15 protein-coding genes and 1 pseudogene are annotated in these 15628 nt (G+C 64.7%); 5 read left to right on the top strand and 11 right to left on the bottom strand.

Annotation, left to right across the window (positions count from 1 at the left end; translation table 11 throughout):
* Positions 1 to 533, top strand: a 533-nt coding sequence (locus CH256_RS05885) for an aminotransferase class IV (RefSeq protein WP_179272012.1), incomplete at its 5' end; no start/stop codon positions are given.
* Between the two features lie 3 nt (positions 534 to 536).
* Here the strand turns inward: CH256_RS05885 and CH256_RS05880 are convergent.
* Positions 537 to 1685 carry a serine hydrolase domain-containing protein gene (locus tag CH256_RS05880; protein ID WP_094669082.1) on the bottom strand — a complete coding sequence of 383 codons (1149 nt, stop codon included), beginning with the start codon at positions 1683 to 1685 and terminating at the stop codon, positions 537 to 539.
* 46 nt (positions 1686 to 1731) lie between these two features.
* Complete coding sequence (locus CH256_RS05875; protein ID WP_094669081.1) at positions 1732 to 2304, bottom strand: TetR/AcrR family transcriptional regulator; 573 nt, start codon at positions 2302 to 2304, stop codon at positions 1732 to 1734.
* Between the two features lie 102 nt (positions 2305 to 2406).
* Here CH256_RS05875 and CH256_RS05870 point away from each other — a divergent pair, with 102 nt between their 5' ends.
* Positions 2407 to 3246 (top strand): alpha/beta fold hydrolase, encoded by an 840-nt coding sequence (locus CH256_RS05870; protein WP_068045197.1) that lies wholly within the window; start codon positions 2407 to 2409, stop codon positions 3244 to 3246.
* A gap of 43 nt (positions 3247 to 3289) precedes the next feature.
* Here the strand turns inward: CH256_RS05870 and rraA are convergent, their stop codons facing one another.
* Together rraA and CH256_RS05860 are read right to left on the bottom strand one after the other, a co-directional pair.
* Complete coding sequence (rraA, locus tag CH256_RS05865) at positions 3290 to 3769, bottom strand: ribonuclease E activity regulator RraA (RefSeq protein WP_094638506.1); 480 nt, start codon at positions 3767 to 3769, stop codon at positions 3290 to 3292.
* 24 nt (positions 3770 to 3793) lie between these two features.
* Positions 3794 to 4177, bottom strand: coding sequence for a DUF5313 family protein (locus CH256_RS05860; protein ID WP_094669080.1), 384 nt, complete (start codon positions 4175 to 4177; stop codon positions 3794 to 3796).
* Between the two features lie 232 nt (positions 4178 to 4409).
* Between CH256_RS05860 and CH256_RS05855 the strand changes: the two genes are divergently transcribed.
* Positions 4410 to 4748: a WhiB family transcriptional regulator gene (locus tag CH256_RS05855; protein ID WP_094669079.1), complete on the top strand. Its 339-nt coding sequence runs from the start codon at positions 4410 to 4412 to the stop codon at positions 4746 to 4748.
* Here the strand turns inward: CH256_RS05855 and CH256_RS05850 are convergent.
* Both CH256_RS05850 and CH256_RS05845 read right to left on the bottom strand, forming a co-directional pair.
* Positions 4673 to 5425, bottom strand: a complete 753-nt coding sequence (locus CH256_RS05850) for a MerR family transcriptional regulator (protein ID WP_068045190.1) — start codon at positions 5423 to 5425, stop codon at positions 4673 to 4675. The genes CH256_RS05855 and CH256_RS05850 overlap by 76 nt on opposite strands.
* A gap of 99 nt (positions 5426 to 5524) precedes the next feature.
* Positions 5525 to 6730 carry a lipase family protein gene (locus tag CH256_RS05845; protein WP_094669078.1) on the bottom strand — a complete coding sequence of 402 codons (1206 nt, stop codon included), beginning with the start codon at positions 6728 to 6730 and terminating at the stop codon, positions 5525 to 5527.
* A gap of 115 nt (positions 6731 to 6845) precedes the next feature.
* Here CH256_RS05845 and CH256_RS05840 point away from each other — a divergent pair, with 115 nt between their 5' ends.
* Positions 6846 to 8438 (top strand): succinic semialdehyde dehydrogenase, encoded by a 1593-nt coding sequence (locus CH256_RS05840; RefSeq protein WP_256980806.1) that lies wholly within the window; start codon positions 6846 to 6848, stop codon positions 8436 to 8438.
* A 24-nt stretch (positions 8439 to 8462) separates the two neighbouring features.
* On the opposite strand, the gene CH256_RS05835 is transcribed toward CH256_RS05840, so the two are convergent.
* The 5 genes from CH256_RS05835 to CH256_RS05815 all read right to left on the bottom strand — a co-directional run bounded on the left by CH256_RS05835 (position 8463) and on the right by CH256_RS05815 (position 15430).
* Complete coding sequence (locus CH256_RS05835) at positions 8463 to 9881, bottom strand: outer membrane protein assembly factor BamB family protein (protein ID WP_094669076.1); 1419 nt, start codon at positions 9879 to 9881, stop codon at positions 8463 to 8465.
* Between the two features lie 135 nt (positions 9882 to 10016).
* Positions 10017 to 11963 carry an MDR family MFS transporter gene (locus tag CH256_RS05830; RefSeq protein ID WP_068045179.1) on the bottom strand — a complete coding sequence of 649 codons (1947 nt, stop codon included), beginning with the start codon at positions 11961 to 11963 and terminating at the stop codon, positions 10017 to 10019.
* A gap of 57 nt (positions 11964 to 12020) precedes the next feature.
* On the bottom strand, positions 12021 to 12506 hold the full coding sequence (locus CH256_RS05825) for a MarR family winged helix-turn-helix transcriptional regulator (protein WP_068045167.1): 486 nt from the start codon (positions 12504 to 12506) through the stop codon (positions 12021 to 12023).
* Between the two features lie 217 nt (positions 12507 to 12723).
* Positions 12724 to 13752, bottom strand: a complete 1029-nt coding sequence (locus CH256_RS05820) for an ABC transporter ATP-binding protein (protein ID WP_094669075.1) — start codon at positions 13750 to 13752, stop codon at positions 12724 to 12726.
* A gap of 25 nt (positions 13753 to 13777) precedes the next feature.
* The gene (locus CH256_RS05815; protein ID WP_256989379.1) at positions 13778 to 15430 is read right to left on the bottom strand and encodes an ABC transporter permease; all 1653 of its coding nucleotides are present in this window, start codon (positions 15428 to 15430) and stop codon (positions 13778 to 13780) included.
* Here CH256_RS05815 and CH256_RS27590 point away from each other — a divergent pair.
* Positions 15414 to 15628, top strand: a pseudogene (locus CH256_RS27590) (iron ABC transporter permease); the annotation flags it as partial. The gene CH256_RS05815 and the pseudogene CH256_RS27590 overlap by 17 nt on opposite strands.

The following is a 15628-nucleotide window of genomic DNA, read 5'->3' as shown; positions in this document are numbered from 1 at the left end:
ACGACGCCAATCCCATTGTCCCGCAGGACGGCATGCGGTTGAAGACGAGTGTGTGGCGTCGAATCCCCGACAACGCCATTCCATCGCGCGCCAAAGTCAACGGTGCATACGTCAATTCTGTTCTCGCCAAACAAGATGCGATCGACAGTGGCTTCGACGACTGCATCTTCCTCGACATCAACGGCCACGTGTGCGAACTCAGTGCCGCGAACATATTTCTCGTCCGGAACGGCGTACTCGTGACCCCGGACGTCACCAGCGACATTCTCGACGGCATCAACCGTCGGACCATTCTGACTTTGGCGCGCGAGGAAGGGCTGACGGTTCAGGAGCGGACGGTCGATCTCACCGAGCTGTACATCGCCGACGAGGTGTTCGTCTGCGGCACCTCGGCCGGAGTTGCTCCGGTGTACGAAATCGACGGTCGCGCACTAGGAACCAAGGAAACCGGCCCGGTGACGCTGACTCTGCGTAAGCGACACCAGGCCGCGCTCACCGGCGACGAGGTGCACGGCTGGGTGAGCGTGCTGTGAGTTCTACGCCGGGCAGGTCGAGGTGAGTCCGGCGATCAACGCTTCGGCGGCCGGCTGCTCGAGTGGATCGGCGGCCGGGTTCGGCCCCGCCGTGGTCCAGGCCAGCGATACCTGACGCTGACCGTCCGGGCTCGAGAACGCGTAGGTGCGGTAACCGAAGCCGTTGCCGCGGTTGCCGAACACGAGCTCGCCCGAGCCCGGGTTGCACGCGTCTCCGCCGAGCAGCAGGCCGAGTCCGTACGTGGACGGCGTCACGACCTGCATTTCGTCGATCAGGTTCTGCGGGATGAGCGTGCCGTCGAACAGCCCTCTGAAGAAGGTGTTCATGTCGGCCACGGTGGAGACCACTGCCGCCCCCGCCGACCAGATGCTGGCGTCGTACTCGGTGACGTCGGTGTACGTCCCGTTGTCCAGAACGTAACCGTGCAGGGCATCGGCGTCGAGCATCGAATCGGTGGGGTACGCCGTGTCGGTCATCTCCAGGGGATCGAAGATCCTGTCCTGCAACGACTGTCCGATGGACTTGCCGTCCAAATCGGCGATGATCTTCCCGAGCAGGACGTAGTTGGTGTTGGCGTAGCTGAACTCCTGACCGGGCTCGCTCGCCCAGGGCATGGCCACAGCCTGGGCGATCAGCTCGTCGTCGGTGACGGCATCATTCGCCCGCGCGGCGATCTGGTCCGCCGAGTCGAATCCGGTGAAGTAGTCGGGAACGCCGCTGGTGTGGTCGAGTAGCTGGCGAACGGTCCTCGCCCTCGGGAGCAGGCCGGGAAGCAACTCGTCGACCTGCTGATCGAGCTCGAGCTTCCCCTCGTCCACGAGCTGAAGCACGACGGCAGCAACCATTGCCTTGGTGACGCTGGCAATGCGGACCGGGTCGTCGGCGGACGCGGCCTCGGTGCCGTCGCGTTCGACCAGGCCTGCGGCTCCCGACCATGAATCCTCGCCGTCACGTACCTGCGCCACAGCGGCGACGGACCCGGCGTCGACCATGGCGTCCAAGGCCGCCTGGACGTCGTCGGTTCTGATGCTTCCGATCGAGGGCGTGGTGGTGCTCGACTCGACGGCTGACGGCTCGTCGGATGTGGAGCACCCACTGACCAGCAGGGACGTCGACACTGTGAGGGCGGCGAGGATTCGTAGCTTGCTCATGTCTTCGACGCTAACGCCGCCCCGCGAAGAATTTCAGTGTCAAATGTCAGTGATTGGCTCGGCCCGCGCTCGAATCCAGCAGAACCTCGGCCGCAGTCTTTGCCGCAGCGGCAGATTCGGCCAGTTCGGTGATGGCCGCCGTGGTTTGAGCGCCCTCGGCGAGCAACGCGATCTGCAGTCCGACGGTCGGTGCGCAGCCGGCTTCGACGGCCAATCGGGTGACGTACTCGATGAAGTTCTTCTTGTGCTGATGCGCGGCGTCGGCGACCTCGGGCATGGTTGCGCCCAATTCGCCGAAGGAGTTGATGAACGCACAACCGCGAAAGTCGTCCTCGCGAAACCAGTGGTCCAGGAAGTCGAAGATCGACAGCAGCTTCTCTCTCGGAGACTCGTGAACGGCGGCTTCGGCATGGATGCCGTCGTTCCACTGGCGGGTGCGCCCGCGAAGAACCTCGGCCACGATGGCGGTCTTCGACGGGAACAGGGAGTACATGCGTTTGAGAGAGATGCCCGCCGCAGTGCGCAGTTCGTCCATGCCGACGGCCTGAATTCCGCGGGCGTAGAACAGCGCGTCCGCTGCTCGGATCACGTCGTCCCGCCCGAGTTCCGTATTCGTCATCGTCTACCCCTTGCCGAGAGAACCAACGTTCTCTACAGTAGTCCACACGCGGTGAGAACGACCGTTCTCCTGCTCGGCTCAGGACCACAGGAAGGCAGGATCATGGCGCACATCAACGTCGGAACCGAGAACTCCACCCCCGTCGAGGTCTACTACGAGGATCACGGCACCGGGCAGCCCGTTGTGCTCATCCACGGCTACCCGCTCGACGGCAACTCCTGGGAACGTCAGTCGCGGGCGTTGCTCGACGCCGGCTACCGCGTGATCACCTACGACCGCCGCGGATTCGGTCAGTCGAGCAAGCCGACCGTCGGATACGACTACGACACCTTCGCCTCCGACCTGGACAAGGTGCTGACCGAGCTCGATCTGAACGATGTCATCCTGGTCGGATTCTCGATGGGCACAGGTGAACTCGCGCGATACGCCGCGAAGTACGGCACCGATCGCGTCGCGAAGTTCGCGTTCCTGGCATCCCTCGAGCCGTTCCTGCTGCAGACCGACGACAACCCCACCGGCGTTCCTCAGTCGGTGTTCGACGGCATCGACAGTGCCGCTCGCGAGGATCGCTTCGCCTGGTTCGACAGTTTCTACAAGGACTTCTACAACCTCGACGAGAACCTCGGGACCCGAATCAGTGAGGCCGCGGTCCGTGCGAGCTGGAACACCGCGACCGGCAGCGCGCCCGTGGCTGCCTACGCCGTCGTGCCCACGTGGCTCGAGGATTTCCGCGGCGATGTGGAGAAGGTCCGCGAATCGGGCAAGCCGACGCTGATCCTGCACGGCACGGCCGACAACATCCTGCCGATCGATTCGACGGGCCGGCAGTTCCACAAGGTGTTCCCGGAGGCGACGTACGTCGAGGTCGAGGGCGCACCGCACGGGCTGCTGTGGACGCACTTCCAGGAAGTGAACGACGCGCTGCTCGCGTTCGTGAAGTAGGAGCATCACGGCGGCAGGCATCGACGCCTGCCGCCGTAGTGGGTCAGACCGCGACGACGCCGTCGTGGTCGCTGTAGACGATCTCGCCCGGGTTGAAGGTCACGCCGCCGAAGCTCACCGGGACGTTCTTCTCGCCCGAGCCGGTCTGAGTGCTCTTGCGGGGGTTGGTGCCCAGTGCCTTGACGCCGATCTCGAGCGTGCGCAGAATCGCGGAGTCGCGCACTGCACCGTTGACGATGACACCCGCCCAACCGTTGGTGACGCCGCGTCCGGCGATGATGTCTCCGACCAACGCGGTATGCACGCTGGCATCGCCGTCGACCACCAGTACGCCACCGTTGCCGGGCTCGCTCAGGGTCTGCTTGACCAGCAGATTGTCCTGGAAGCAGCGAATGGTGGTGATGGGGCCCGCGAACTCCGTGTGCTTGCCGAACTGGATGAACTGGGTGTCGCAACTGCGGATATCGGGACCGATCTCGTCGGCCAGATCAGCTGTTGCCTTGAATTCCACAGGTGACGTCATGCGGCACAGACTATCGCTCGCACATCAACCGCGGCCGTGACGCCGTTCGTAGTCGTCACGAGTGCGGTCGACCCGGCTCTGGGCCTTGGCGTTGATCATCTGCGGGTCGAGGCCGTGGATCAGCAGACGATGCCGCCGATAGACGTTCATCAGCGCGATCGAGAAGTAGACCAGCGGAATGAACAGCAGCGACATCATCGCCAGGGACATCCACAGCGGCCCAGGGATCAGCAGGAACAGCAGTAGCAGCGGAACGATCGGAAGAACGAAGCGCGCGATGTAGCGAACCTGGGCGCCATTATCCACCAGATCGTTTCGAACCCAGTCTTGCATCGACGCGGGCAGGACGCGTCCGAACGTGTACCCGAGGAACTGCATGGGGCTCGGGGTAGATCGATCGGTTGTCATCGCGCAATGCTAGTCCGACCTGTCTTGGTACATGTCACCGTTGACTGCGGTTTATCTCATATGTGACGCTAACGTCAGTTTGTGGCGGCGGACCGAAGGACTTCGACAGTGATCGATCGCAGAACCCTGCTCAGCGCACGAGCCGCGGGCGACGGACTGGGGAACCGGCGCGCAGTCACATCCGGCAACATCCGCCGACTACTGAATCTCTGATCGAAAGGGGTGGCTGCCGATGAGAACGCAAGCAATGCAACCGATCTCCGAGTACTGGGATTGGCAGATGAACGCTGCCTGCCGCTCGATGCCGGTCTCGATGTTCTACCCGCCCCTGGGACTGCGGGGATACTCGCTGAGAAACCTCGAGCGACAGGCGAAGCTCGTGTGCGATCGATGCCCCGTGATCGCGCGCTGCCTGCAACACGCACTCGACTCGGACGAAAAATACGGAGTCTGGGGGGGGATCGACCGCACACGAGCGGTCCGCGATGGCTCGCGTCAACCCTGGCGAGCGGCGTTCGCAACGATGACGTCGCGAAGATACTGCGCCAAGCCGGACGCAATCCCGTTGTAGTGCTTGGCAAATCGCTCGTCGGCTATGTACATCTCCGCCAGGTTCACCTGCATCTCGTAACCGCAGTCGTAGTACCGTTCGATCGATGCCCGATGACGCTCGGCCAGTACCCCGGCCTCGGTGGAATCCGGTGACACACCCCGCTGCATCGCGGCTGCGAGGTCCGCTTCGAGGAGATCGGCCTCGACCTTGATGGCCTTCCAGTCGTCCTTGGTGAACGACGCCGTCCGCTCCTGCGACTGCTTCCACTCGTCGGTTTCGCCCCAGCGTTGCTCGGCTTCCTCTGCGTACTCTTCGCCGGTCCAGTTGTCGCCGAAGATCTCGCGCTGCTCCTCGGGAGTCAGTTGCATACCCATCTTTTTCGCCTCCATCATCTTGTCCACGGCCGCAGCCATTGCGTGCAAGTGATCGATTCGCTCGTTCAACAACTCTCGCTGCCGACGCAGATGCGCCATGGCATCGACCGCGGGATCGTCGAGCAACGCCGCGATGACGTCGAGCGCGAACCCGAGCTCGCGATAGGTCAACACCTGATGCAGCCGCTCGACATCGGCCGACGAGTACGTCCGATAGCCCTTCGGAGTTCTGCCCGACGGCACCACCAACGCGATCTCGTCGTAATGATGCAGCGTCCTGACGCTGACACCCACCAACCGTGCGACAGCACCGACCTGCATGCTGTCCTGGTCGCTGCCGAAGGTCTCGTTGCCGACGAAGGAAGAATCACTCACGAAAGACACTGTGCTGCCTCCCGTGGCGTGAGGGTCAAGCCGCGCTTATCGGGTCACACGTTCGCACCCGGAGGTGGATTCTCCGGCGAGGCGCTGCCCGAGCCAGTCGTACGCACCGGGACGGCCGTTGGTCTGCGCCACCGAATGATCTCCGGGAACCAATTCGAGGCGAACCGACGCTCCCGCCGCGCACCACTGGTCCTGCACGGCCTCGGCACCTTCCTTGGGGATGAGGAAGTCCTGCAGCCCCTGGTAGATGTAGATCGGTGCGTCCGGCGTCGTCTGGCCCATCCGGTTCTCTTCGACGACGGCCTTGGTGATCGGGTGGTCGAAGACATCGGGCACGTTGGAGAGGTTTCGCTGGTCCAGCAACAACAGCCCCGAATACGACAACACATCGACGCATTGATCCTTCTGCGCCAAAGCCAGTCGCTTCCCGTTGTCGTTGGCGAGCTCCCGCATCTCCGGGTACTCCCTGGACAATCCGATCGTCGCCGCAGTGAACAGACCGGAACCGATCTGGCCGTTCAGTGAGGTCTGCAAAATCTTGTAGTCGGTCGGCGGGCCACCGAACGCGACACCGGCGATGTTCAAATCGGGCGCGTACTCGGGAGCCAACTGCGCTGCCCAACCCGAGGCGATGGCACCGCCGGAGTAACCGGTGATGCCGATCGGCGCGTCCGCAGCCACTCCTGCACTCTGGGATGCGCGTAAGCCGTCGAGCACTGTGTGTCCGGAGACGAGACCGGCCGAATAGGCCTGCCGAGGACCCTGGTAATCGGTGACGACGACCGTGTAGCCGCGGTCGAGCAGAATCCGGACCTGATCGACTTCCTTGTTGTTGCCGCGCGGCAGCGTGTACGACGGCGCGCACTGATTACCGAGCGAGTCCGTTGCCTCGTTGTACGCGATGACCGGACGATCTCCGGCTCCGGTCCACGGCGCGGTGGGCGTCAGGACCGTCGTCGCCGCGGCGATGGGTCGGTTCTTCGAATCGGTGGAGCGGAAGAGCAACTGCACGGACGACGCCTCGGGAGTCACCGCGACGTCGCGACGGTTCAGCACTGTGCCGGGCTGCAGGTTCTCGTACCCGGCAGGCGGGTCGAACCATGGATCACCGAGTGAGGTGGGGAGATACGCATCCGGATCGCTCGGCGGAGCGATGAAATCCTGCAGTGGATCGGCCTGGGCCGACCCTGCGAACGACAGCATCAGTGCCGCGGCTCCGGCCAGAACGAATGCCTTGCGCATATATTTCCCACCCTGTAGCTCCGTACGCCCCGACGTCCGGTAGACCACTGACCATCGTGCCACAGGATTCGGTAATTTCGGCCCTGTGAAGTGAGCCGAAGACCAGGTAGGTTGTCTGTTACTCAAAACACTACTCACCAGTAGGGACCAGTCCATGCCAGCACCGTCCGCCTCGACCTTCTCCCGGCTCGCCGATCTCATCGCCATCCCCGACGCCGAATCGCGGCCGACGAAAACGATCACCGAGGTGTTCACCGGCAAGGAGCTGGCGACCATCCCGGTGGGCACCGCCGCCGACGCGACCGCTGCGATCGCGCGCGTACGCGCAGCTCAGGTGGCCTGGGCCAAGCGTCCGGTGTCCGAGCGCGCCGAGATCTTCCACCGCTACCGCGACCTGGTGCTCGCGCACCGCGACGAGCTGATGGACATGGCGCAGGCCGAGACCGGCAAGTCTCGCGCCGCTGCTCTCGAAGAGGTTCTCGACATCTCGATGACCGCTCGGCACTACGCGCGGACCGCCGCCAAGCTGCTGGCTCCGAAGAAGGTCACCGGCATGCTGCCCGTGCTGACCAAGACCCGGATCCGCTACCAGCCCAAGGGTGTTGTCGGAATCATCTCCCCGTGGAACTACCCGATGACCCTCGCGGTGTCCGACGCCATCCCGGCACTGCTGGCAGGCAACGGCGTGGTGCTCAAACCGGACAGCCAGACGCCGTACTGCGCGCTCGCCTGCGTCGAACTGCTCTACAAGGCCGGACTGCCCCGTGACCTGTTCGCTGTGGTTCCCGGCCCGGGTTCGGTGGTGGGTACCGCCATCGTCGAGAACACCGAGTACGTCATGTTCACCGGCTCCACCGCCACCGGTCAGCTGTTGGCCGAGCAGGCCGGGCGTCGACTCATCGGATTCTCCGCCGAGCTCGGCGGCAAGAACGCGATGATCGTCGCCAAGGGTGCCAACCTCCGGGAAGTGTCCGACGCGGCCGTGCGGGCCTGCTTCTCCAACTCCGGCCAGCTCTGCATCTCCATCGAACGTATCTACGTCGAGAAGTCGATCGCCGCGGAGTTCACCGAGAAGTTCGGTCAGCGGGTGCGCAACATGAGCCTCGGAGCCGACTACGAATTCGGCATCGAGATGGGCAGCCTCATCTCCGAGGATCAGATCAAGACGGTCTCGGCCCACGTCGACGACGCCAAGGTCAAGGGCGCGACCGTCGTCGCAGGCGGCAACGCACGCCCCGACATCGGCCCGCTGTTCTACGAGCCGACGCTGCTGACGAACGTCACCGAGGACATGGAATGTGCGGCAACCGAGACCTTCGGGCCGCTGGTGTCGATCTACCCCGTCGCCGACGTCGACGAGGCCATCGAGAAGGCCAACGACACCGAGTACGGACTCAACGCCAGCGTGTGGGCCAAGACCAAGGCGCAAGGCGAAGCCATTGCGGCGCGGCTGCATTCGGGCACCGTCAACGTCGACGAGGGCTACGCGCCGACGTGGGGCACCACCGGCGCTCCGATGGGCGGCATGGGCGTGTCCGGTGTCGGGCGTAGGCACGGTACCGAGGGTCTGCTCAAGTACACGGAGTCGCAGACCATCGCGACGACGCGTCTGCTCAATCTCGGTGGGCCGCGCGGACTTCCGCCGAAGCTGTGGGCAAAGATCATGCCGCCCTTCGTCAAGGCGCTGAAGTACATTCCGGGTCGGTAAGCAGCGTCGACGACGGGGGAAGATCTATCTCGCTCGTAGCAGCGAGATGCTCAGTGCCCTGGTGTAAATGGAATCGGTGTCGATCGAGTCGGTGTCGATCGAGTCGCTGTCGACTCGATCGAACATCGGCCACGACTGCCGATCGATTCCCTCGTCGTCCAACGCCGCCACGGGGATGTCCCACACCGTGGATCCGGTTCTGACGTCGATTCCGCGCAGCACTTCCGGTCCGAACAGCGTGGCGACGTCGCCGTCGAGGGCACCGACCTCCGCGAAAGCCCCCGATTCTCGACTCCACAGCGTGGTCCCGGTGTCGAGGTCGATCGCGGATTCGGTGGCCGTGTCGGTGTTGCGCAGCAGTGCAACCGAACCCGTGACGGCGTAGGCAAGGCCGTTGGTGGACAGGAACGCCGCGGCGGGGCCGGTGATGTCCGACGGAACGGCCCAGACCAGACTCTCGTCGGTCCACACGGGGTCGGGATTCGACGGCCGATAGCCTCCCGTTCCGAGCAGTAGCGGACTCGACTCGGCGGGGGAATCGAACGTCGGTTGCTGCAGGGTCACGGAATCCGTTGCAGCGAGCACGGTTCCGTCGGTGTCGATGATTTCCGAACCCACGATCGTAGTGGGGTCCGAGCAGTCGGCCCGCGCCACCCGCACTGCGCCGTCGCGCGAGGCGACGCCCGATCGGGCGCAGTCGGGAACCGTTCTGGACCAGAGGTTGTCGCCGGTGTCGAGGTCGAAGGCGAACACTCCCCGGCCGTCGTCGAACAACCCGATTCCGTTCTCGGTGTGCATTGTGGACGCGAACGGTGCGTCAGGCGAGGCCGTGGAATCGAACTGCACCGACCAGTCCGCGTCGAGGGCGTCCGCCGTGCCGCGAAACACCGCGACCCTCGCACCCTCGCGCACCGCCCGGGAGGTGTACACGTGGCCGTCTGCGGTGGTCAGACTCGTGATCGGAAAGGCCGCGTCCCGAGTGCTCGATTCTCCGGATTCGGTGTCGACAGTGAGGATTTCGGATGTCGTGCCGGTGTTGCCGCGGTAGCAGACGACCTGCCCGTCGACGAATTCCTCACCGCAGCCCACGATATCGTCCGCGGGGGTGCGCCAGCGCACCGAGCCGTCCGCGATGCTCGCGCCCACCAGGGTCGCGTCGACGAACTCCCTGCCGTCCAGGCGTCCGAGGAGCGTGACGACCGTCGACCCGTCGGAGATGGAACCCGAGTGCATCGAATCGGTATCGCTGTCCTGGACGGGATCGCGGAACTGGCCGCCCTCGATACCCGCATCCGAGGGAGTGAGAGTCCACCCGAGTCCGGGAGCGGACCCCGTTGCACCGTCGATGGGGGCGCCGGGCGTCCGCTCTTCGGTGGCGCACGATGCGCAGACGAGCACTGCTACCAGGACCGCGGCGGCGGAGATCTGGAGGCGACGTGTCATGAGCGATTCTCCCGCCTGTGCAGAACCGAAAGAAGGTGGCCGGTCCGTTCTTGGAGCATAGAGAACGAAAATTCCCCGCACTCCCGGTGGGGGTGCGGGGAACTGCCGTAACGCTTGGCCTGGTCGAGGCTGGGACTAGTTGACGCTGTGTCCGTTCAGGCCTGCGTGTGCGTAATGATTGCGACTGTCGGGAATGTGGTTGTCTCCCAACACTCGAGCGATCTGCTGCTCGCTGAGTCCGAGGCGACGGAGCCGCTCGCACACCGCATCGAAATCGAGCATCTTCGCGTCGAGTTCCTGCTGCAGTTCGATCACTTCGGCGCGGATGGTCTCGGCCTCGTCCAGTGCGGCCAACGTGTCCTTCGGCTCGGGTAGCAGCAGTGCGAGCAGTCGATCACGTGCGTCGGTGCTCAGACCCTCGAAGGGGCGCTGTCCCGGTTGAGCCTCGTGCCGACCCTCGGCGCGACGATGGGCGTCGTATTCGGCCTCGCGCTCGACGGAGACGTACTCCTGCGTGTCACCGAAGGACGGAATCTCGGCGAGCTGGTCCTGCGGCTCGTCCTTGGGTCCCTGCGCAGGGGCCGTCGCGATGTCGATCGTCTGGCGCAGTGGGCGATTCGGAATGAAGATCACCGCGATCAGCGTGACGATCGCAACGAAGCCGGCGATCATGAAGATGCGTCCGGTCGCGTCGCCGTAGGCGGTGCGGACGACTTCGAGGACCGGCGCGGGCAGTGCGGTGAGATCGAGTGATCCACCGCCACCCGACGAGCTGTCGACACCGAGCTGGGCCAGGCCTGCCGCGGACTTCTCGGCAACCCGAGTTGCCAGGAGCGAGCCGAGAACCGAGACGCCGATCGCGCCGCCGAAGGTACGGAAGAACGCCACCGTCGACGATGCCGCACCGACGTTCTGCACACTGACCGTGTTCTGCACTGCGAGAACGAGATTCTGCATCAACATGCCGGTACCGAGGCCGACGATGGTGATGAAGATGCCGACCGTTACCAGGCTGGTCGCGTGGTCGATCGTGCCCAGGAGCAGGAATCCGACGACCAACAGAACAGATCCGGTGACGATGAACGGCTTCCACTTACCGAACTTGGTGATGAGCTGACCGGAGCCGACGGAGGCGACGAGCATGCCGAACACCAGTGGGATGGACAGTAATCCGGCCTCGGTCGGGGTGTAGCCGCGAGCGGTCTGGAAGTACTGGCCGAGGAAGGTGGTGGCTCCGAAGAGGCCGACACCGACGGCGATGGACGCGACGATGGCCAGGCCGGTGGTGCGTTCGGTGACGATCTTGAGCGGGATGATCGGCGACTTGTGCCGCGCCTCGACGATGATCGTCAGGATGAGCAACAGCACTCCGCCGCCGACCAGGTAGGCCGTCTCACGGGAGAGCCAGGCGTAGTAGTCGGCCTTGCCTGCGAACGAGACCCACACGAGGAGAACGGAAACACCTGCGGTGAGCAGAAGTGCACCGAGCCAGTCGATGGAGACGTTGTCCTTGCGGATGGTCTTGATGTGCAGGGTCTTCTGCAGCAGGCCGAGGGCGATGACGGCCAGCGGTACGCAGACGAAGAAGCACCAGCGCCAGCCGAGCGGGCTGTCCACGATGACGCCGCCCAGGATCGGGCCACCGGACATCGACACGGCCATGACGGCACCGGTGTAGCCGGAGTAGCGGCCGCGATCACGCGGGGAGACGATGGTGCCGATGATGGCGATGACGAGAGCCGTCAGACCACCCATGCCGATGCCCTGCACCACGCGTGCGGCCAGCAGGACCGGCACGTTGTGCGCGAAGCCGGCGATCAGTGAGCCTGCGACGAAGATGAGAATCGCGCTCTGGACCAGCACCTTCTTGTTGAACAGGTCGGCCAGCTTGCCCCAGATCGGAGTGGACGCAGCGTTGGCCAGCAGGGCAGTGGTGATGACCCAGGCGTACGCGGTCTGCGAACCCTTCAGATCACCGATGATGGTGGGCAGTGCCGTCGAGACGATGGTGGTGCTCAGCAGCGCGGTGAACAGCGCGGCGAGCAGGCCGGTGAGGGCTTCGAGGATCTGGCGATGCGACATCGCGTCGGGATCGACGACTGCCTGATTGGGCGGAGTATCCGCAGATGTGGTCATGTGTTATCTCGCAATCGATTCAATACGTGCCACGTCCTGATGCTGGGCGTGGGCGTCTTCGGTGAAGGTGTCGTTCAGTTTGCGGATCGAGTCGAGTGCATCGAGTGCCTCGTCCTCGCTCCAGCCGCTCAACATTTCTGCCAGGCGGCGTGCGCGTCTGTTCCAAATTTGTGTCAGTCGAACCTGACCGATGTCCGACACACAGACCCGTGACGCCCTTCGGTCGTCGGGATCGGGATGTCGATCGATGTAGCCGAGGTCGACGAGGTCCGCGATCTGCCGGCTGAGGGCGGACTGACTGACGCACAGCCTGCTGGCGAGGTCGGTCTGCCTGCATTCACCCTCGGTCGCCAGGATGGCCAGAACTCCGGTCAGGGCCTGCGGCAGTGGTGAATCCTCGACTCCGGTGGTCACGGCCCGCTTCAGCGTGCGCCCGAAGAGGAAGACCTCTTCGACCAACGACTCCGCTGTCGTGGATTGAACTGCCATGAGTACTCCAACGCCGATGTCCATTTACTTGCTGTCTGCAACCATATATATAAATACATGTGCTAAGCAAATAATATTTCTGTCTGGTGGGTCACAGTGGTCGGTCGGCTGCTGATCGGGTGGATCCGGTCGGGGATCGGCTCCCCGGATATGGATTCCGGCCTCCGATCGGAGGCATAAATCCGAAACTGGGGAGCCGATCCGCGGTCGAGGCTTGCTACCGCGGGTAGAAGAACGACCGCCGGACGGTCAGCGCGACGGTGTCACCCACCTCGGGACGCGGTCCGCGTACCGAGCATCGGAAGTCCACATCGCCGGAGCGCACCAGCACATCACTGGCGTCGCGGCCGAAGAGTGACGAGGTGACGGTTCCCTTGGTGGTGCTCTCGCGCTCGCCGTCGGGCACGAGCTCGATATCGGTCGGCAGGATTGCAACCGTCCCGGGGCCGGAGCCCTCCGCCGCGAGTGTCAGGGAGCCCGAGGTGAAGGTGCCGTGGGCGACGGTGCCGTCGACGAGGGTGGCGTCGGACAGGAAGTGGGCGACGAACGCCGACGCCGGAGCGCGCACCACGTCCTCGGGTGTACCGATCTGCGCGATGCTGCCCCGATCGAGGACGACCACCCGGTCTGCGAGGGCGAGGGCCTCGGTGCGATCGTGCGTGACGTGTACGACGGTCAGACCGGCTGCGCGCGTCAGAGATCTCAGCTCGAGGCGAAGCCGGTCTCGCAGTGGCTCGTCCAATGCCGAGAGCGCCTCGTCGAGTAGTAGTGCCCGTGGCGAGCCGACCAGAGCGCGCGCGAGGGCGACGCGTTGCCGCTGACCACCGGACAGCGTCGACGGGTCCCGGTTCTCGAGCCCGGGCAGCCCGACGAGCTCGAGCACGTCGGCGACCTTCTTCGTGCGCTCCGGTTTGGAGACCTTGGCCAGTTCGAGTGGGTAGGAGACGTTGCGCCCGACGCTGCGGTGCGGCCACAGGGCGTGCTGCTGGAATACCATGCCGAGCTTGCGCGACTCGGGAGGCGTCGAGAGTTGTTCGCTTGCCACCACATCCGGTCCGATGGAGATCGAACCGGCAGTCGGGGTCAGGAAGCCGGCGACGGTACGCAGCAGCGTGGTCTTACCGGAGCCCGACGGCCCGACGAGTGCGACGAACTCGCCATCGGCAATCTCCAGGTCGATGCCCTCCACGCCGACCGTGCCGTCGTGGTACCGGAGGCCGAGACGTTCGATCGTGATGGCAGACATCGGTTCTCTCTTCTCAGCGTTGGATCTACGGTCGCCCGGCTCGGGTGGACGCCACGAGGCCGAGGCCCGCGAATCCGACGAGCGCGACGAGTAGGGACAGGGCGGAGGCGGCGTTGTAGTCGCCGGCCTGCTGCAGGTTGAAGATGGACACGCCGAGGGTCTGTGTACCCGGAGCGACGAGGAGCACCGACATGGTCAGCTCACGCACCGCAGTGAGAGCAACGAGCACCGCACCGGTGACTGCAGCGGGGATCGCCATCTTCCACGGCACGTCCCACAGCGATCGAAGATGTGACGCGCCAGAGGATCTGGCGACTTCTTCGAGGGCTGTCGGAGTGGAACTCAGCGGTGCTCGAACGGCCTGGACGACGATCGCGAGGAACGCCATCACGTAGGCGCACAGGATGACCCACTTGGTGTCGAACAGTCCGGTGTACCGGCCGATGATCAACCAGCCCACTGCGATGACGAGGCCGGGAATCGCCTGCGGCAGCATCGCTGCCAGATCCAGGCCGACGTTGTCGCGAGACCTGGTGCGGGTGGTCAATACCCCGATGGCCAGGCCCAGGAATCCGCAGACGACTGCGGCTCCCAACGCCAGCGTCACCGAATTCTGAATGCCGACGAGGGTTCCCGGTGCGGTGACCGCGCTCTCGATACTCTGCAGCGTGAGATTGCTCCAGGTGAGCGGCACGCCGGGAGCCGGAAGCAGGGCCTGCGTCGCCAACGCCAGGATCGGCAGGACCGTCAGAACGAGGCCGATGATCCACGCAGCGATGCCCGCTGGAATTCGGCTGCGGCCCAACGGAAGTAACTGGGGCGGCGTGACCGCACCGTCGAGCTGAACGGAGCGACGCCCCAGAACGCGGTCGAGTGCGACCGCGACAACGGCCAGTGCGAGGAGCCCGATGCCGATGGTGGAGACCACCTCCAGTGGTCGATCGACGGTGCCCGACTGTATGTATCGATACACCATCGTCGACAGGGTGACGTAGCGCTCGGGGAGTCCGACCAGCGCCGGAATGCCGAAATCGGCCAGATTGGACACGGCCGTCAACGTCAGCGACGCCAGGAGGGCGGGACGCAGCAGTGGCAGCGTCACATCGCGCATGGCTCGCCAAGGAGATGCCCCGGCGATCCGAGCCGCCTGTTCCAGATCGCCGGGTACGCGTCGTAGCGCCGCCGAAATGATCAGGTACGCAAGCGGATACGAGTGGACCGTCAGCAAGAAGATCACTCCGTCGCCGCCGTAGATGTTCCACAGCGGTCCGCCGCCGAAGGCGTCGTTCCAGTACGAGTTGATCATCCCGCTCGGGCCCAGCAGGCCTGTCCAGGCGATCGCGCCGACGAACGGCGGAATCAGCAACGGGCTGAGCAGAATCAGGCGCAGTACCGATCGGCCCGGCAGATCGGTGCGATCGAGAACGAGGGCCATGATGGTCGCAATCACCACCGCCGCGGCCGCCGACACACCGGCCGACACGACGCTGTTGGTAGTGGCCGACGCGATTCCGCCGTCGAGCAGCAGTACCTGCCGGTTCGGTCCGATGTCGGCACGCCGGAAGGCGCGCCCGCTCTCGACGACATCGAACTGCTGAACCCGGACCTCGACACCATCACCGCCTCCCAGCCCGATGCCGTCGCCACGTTCAACGATCTTCTTGGCTGACCGCGTCACCTGGGTTCGCGCCTGCCTGTGGTTGGCAGTACTGGCCCTGGTCGGCGCTCCACTGGCGGCCGTGGTCTCGATCGGATTGGGCGGCAACCACATACAAGAGCTGCTCGACGGCGGAATCGCGTCGGCCACTACCAACAGCGTCGTGTCGGCCGGTGTGTCGGCGGCCGCGGCGGTGGTGATTGCGACCATCATGGCCCT

It is taken from the genome of Rhodococcus sp. 05-2254-6, from assembly GCF_002258565.1.
In the GTDB taxonomy this organism is placed as follows: Bacteria; Actinomycetota; Actinomycetes; order Mycobacteriales; family Mycobacteriaceae; genus Rhodococcoides.
This window is presented reverse-complemented; position numbering and strand designations above follow the sequence as displayed.

Coding starts and splice junctions, on each gene's coding strand:
- CH256_RS05860 (WP_094669080.1), bottom strand. CDS start 4,177: ATGACAACCGATCGATCTACCCCGAGCCCCATGCAGTTCCTCGGGTAC.
- CH256_RS05880 (WP_094669082.1), bottom strand. CDS start 1,685: ATGAGCAAGCTACGAATCCTCGCCGCCCTCACAGTGTCGACGTCCCTG.
- CH256_RS05870 (WP_068045197.1), top strand. CDS start 2,407: ATGGCGCACATCAACGTCGGAACCGAGAACTCCACCCCCGTCGAGGTC.
- CH256_RS05875 (WP_094669081.1), bottom strand. CDS start 2,304: ATGACGAATACGGAACTCGGGCGGGACGACGTGATCCGAGCAGCGGAC.
- rraA (WP_094638506.1), bottom strand. CDS start 3,769: ATGACGTCACCTGTGGAATTCAAGGCAACAGCTGATCTGGCCGACGAG.
- CH256_RS05835 (WP_094669076.1), bottom strand. CDS start 9,881: ATGACACGTCGCCTCCAGATCTCCGCCGCCGCGGTCCTGGTAGCAGTG.
- CH256_RS05850 (WP_068045190.1), bottom strand. CDS start 5,425: ATGCAGGTCGGTGCTGTCGCACGGTTGGTGGGTGTCAGCGTCAGGACG.
- CH256_RS05825 (WP_068045167.1), bottom strand. CDS start 12,506: ATGGCAGTTCAATCCACGACAGCGGAGTCGTTGGTCGAAGAGGTCTTC.
- CH256_RS05830 (WP_068045179.1), bottom strand. CDS start 11,963: ATGTCGCATCGCCAGATCCTCGAAGCCCTCACCGGCCTGCTCGCCGCG.
- CH256_RS05820 (WP_094669075.1), bottom strand. CDS start 13,752: ATGTCTGCCATCACGATCGAACGTCTCGGCCTCCGGTACCACGACGGC.
- CH256_RS05855 (WP_094669079.1), top strand. CDS start 4,410: ATGAGAACGCAAGCAATGCAACCGATCTCCGAGTACTGGGATTGGCAG.
- CH256_RS05845 (WP_094669078.1), bottom strand. CDS start 6,730: ATGCGCAAGGCATTCGTTCTGGCCGGAGCCGCGGCACTGATGCTGTCG.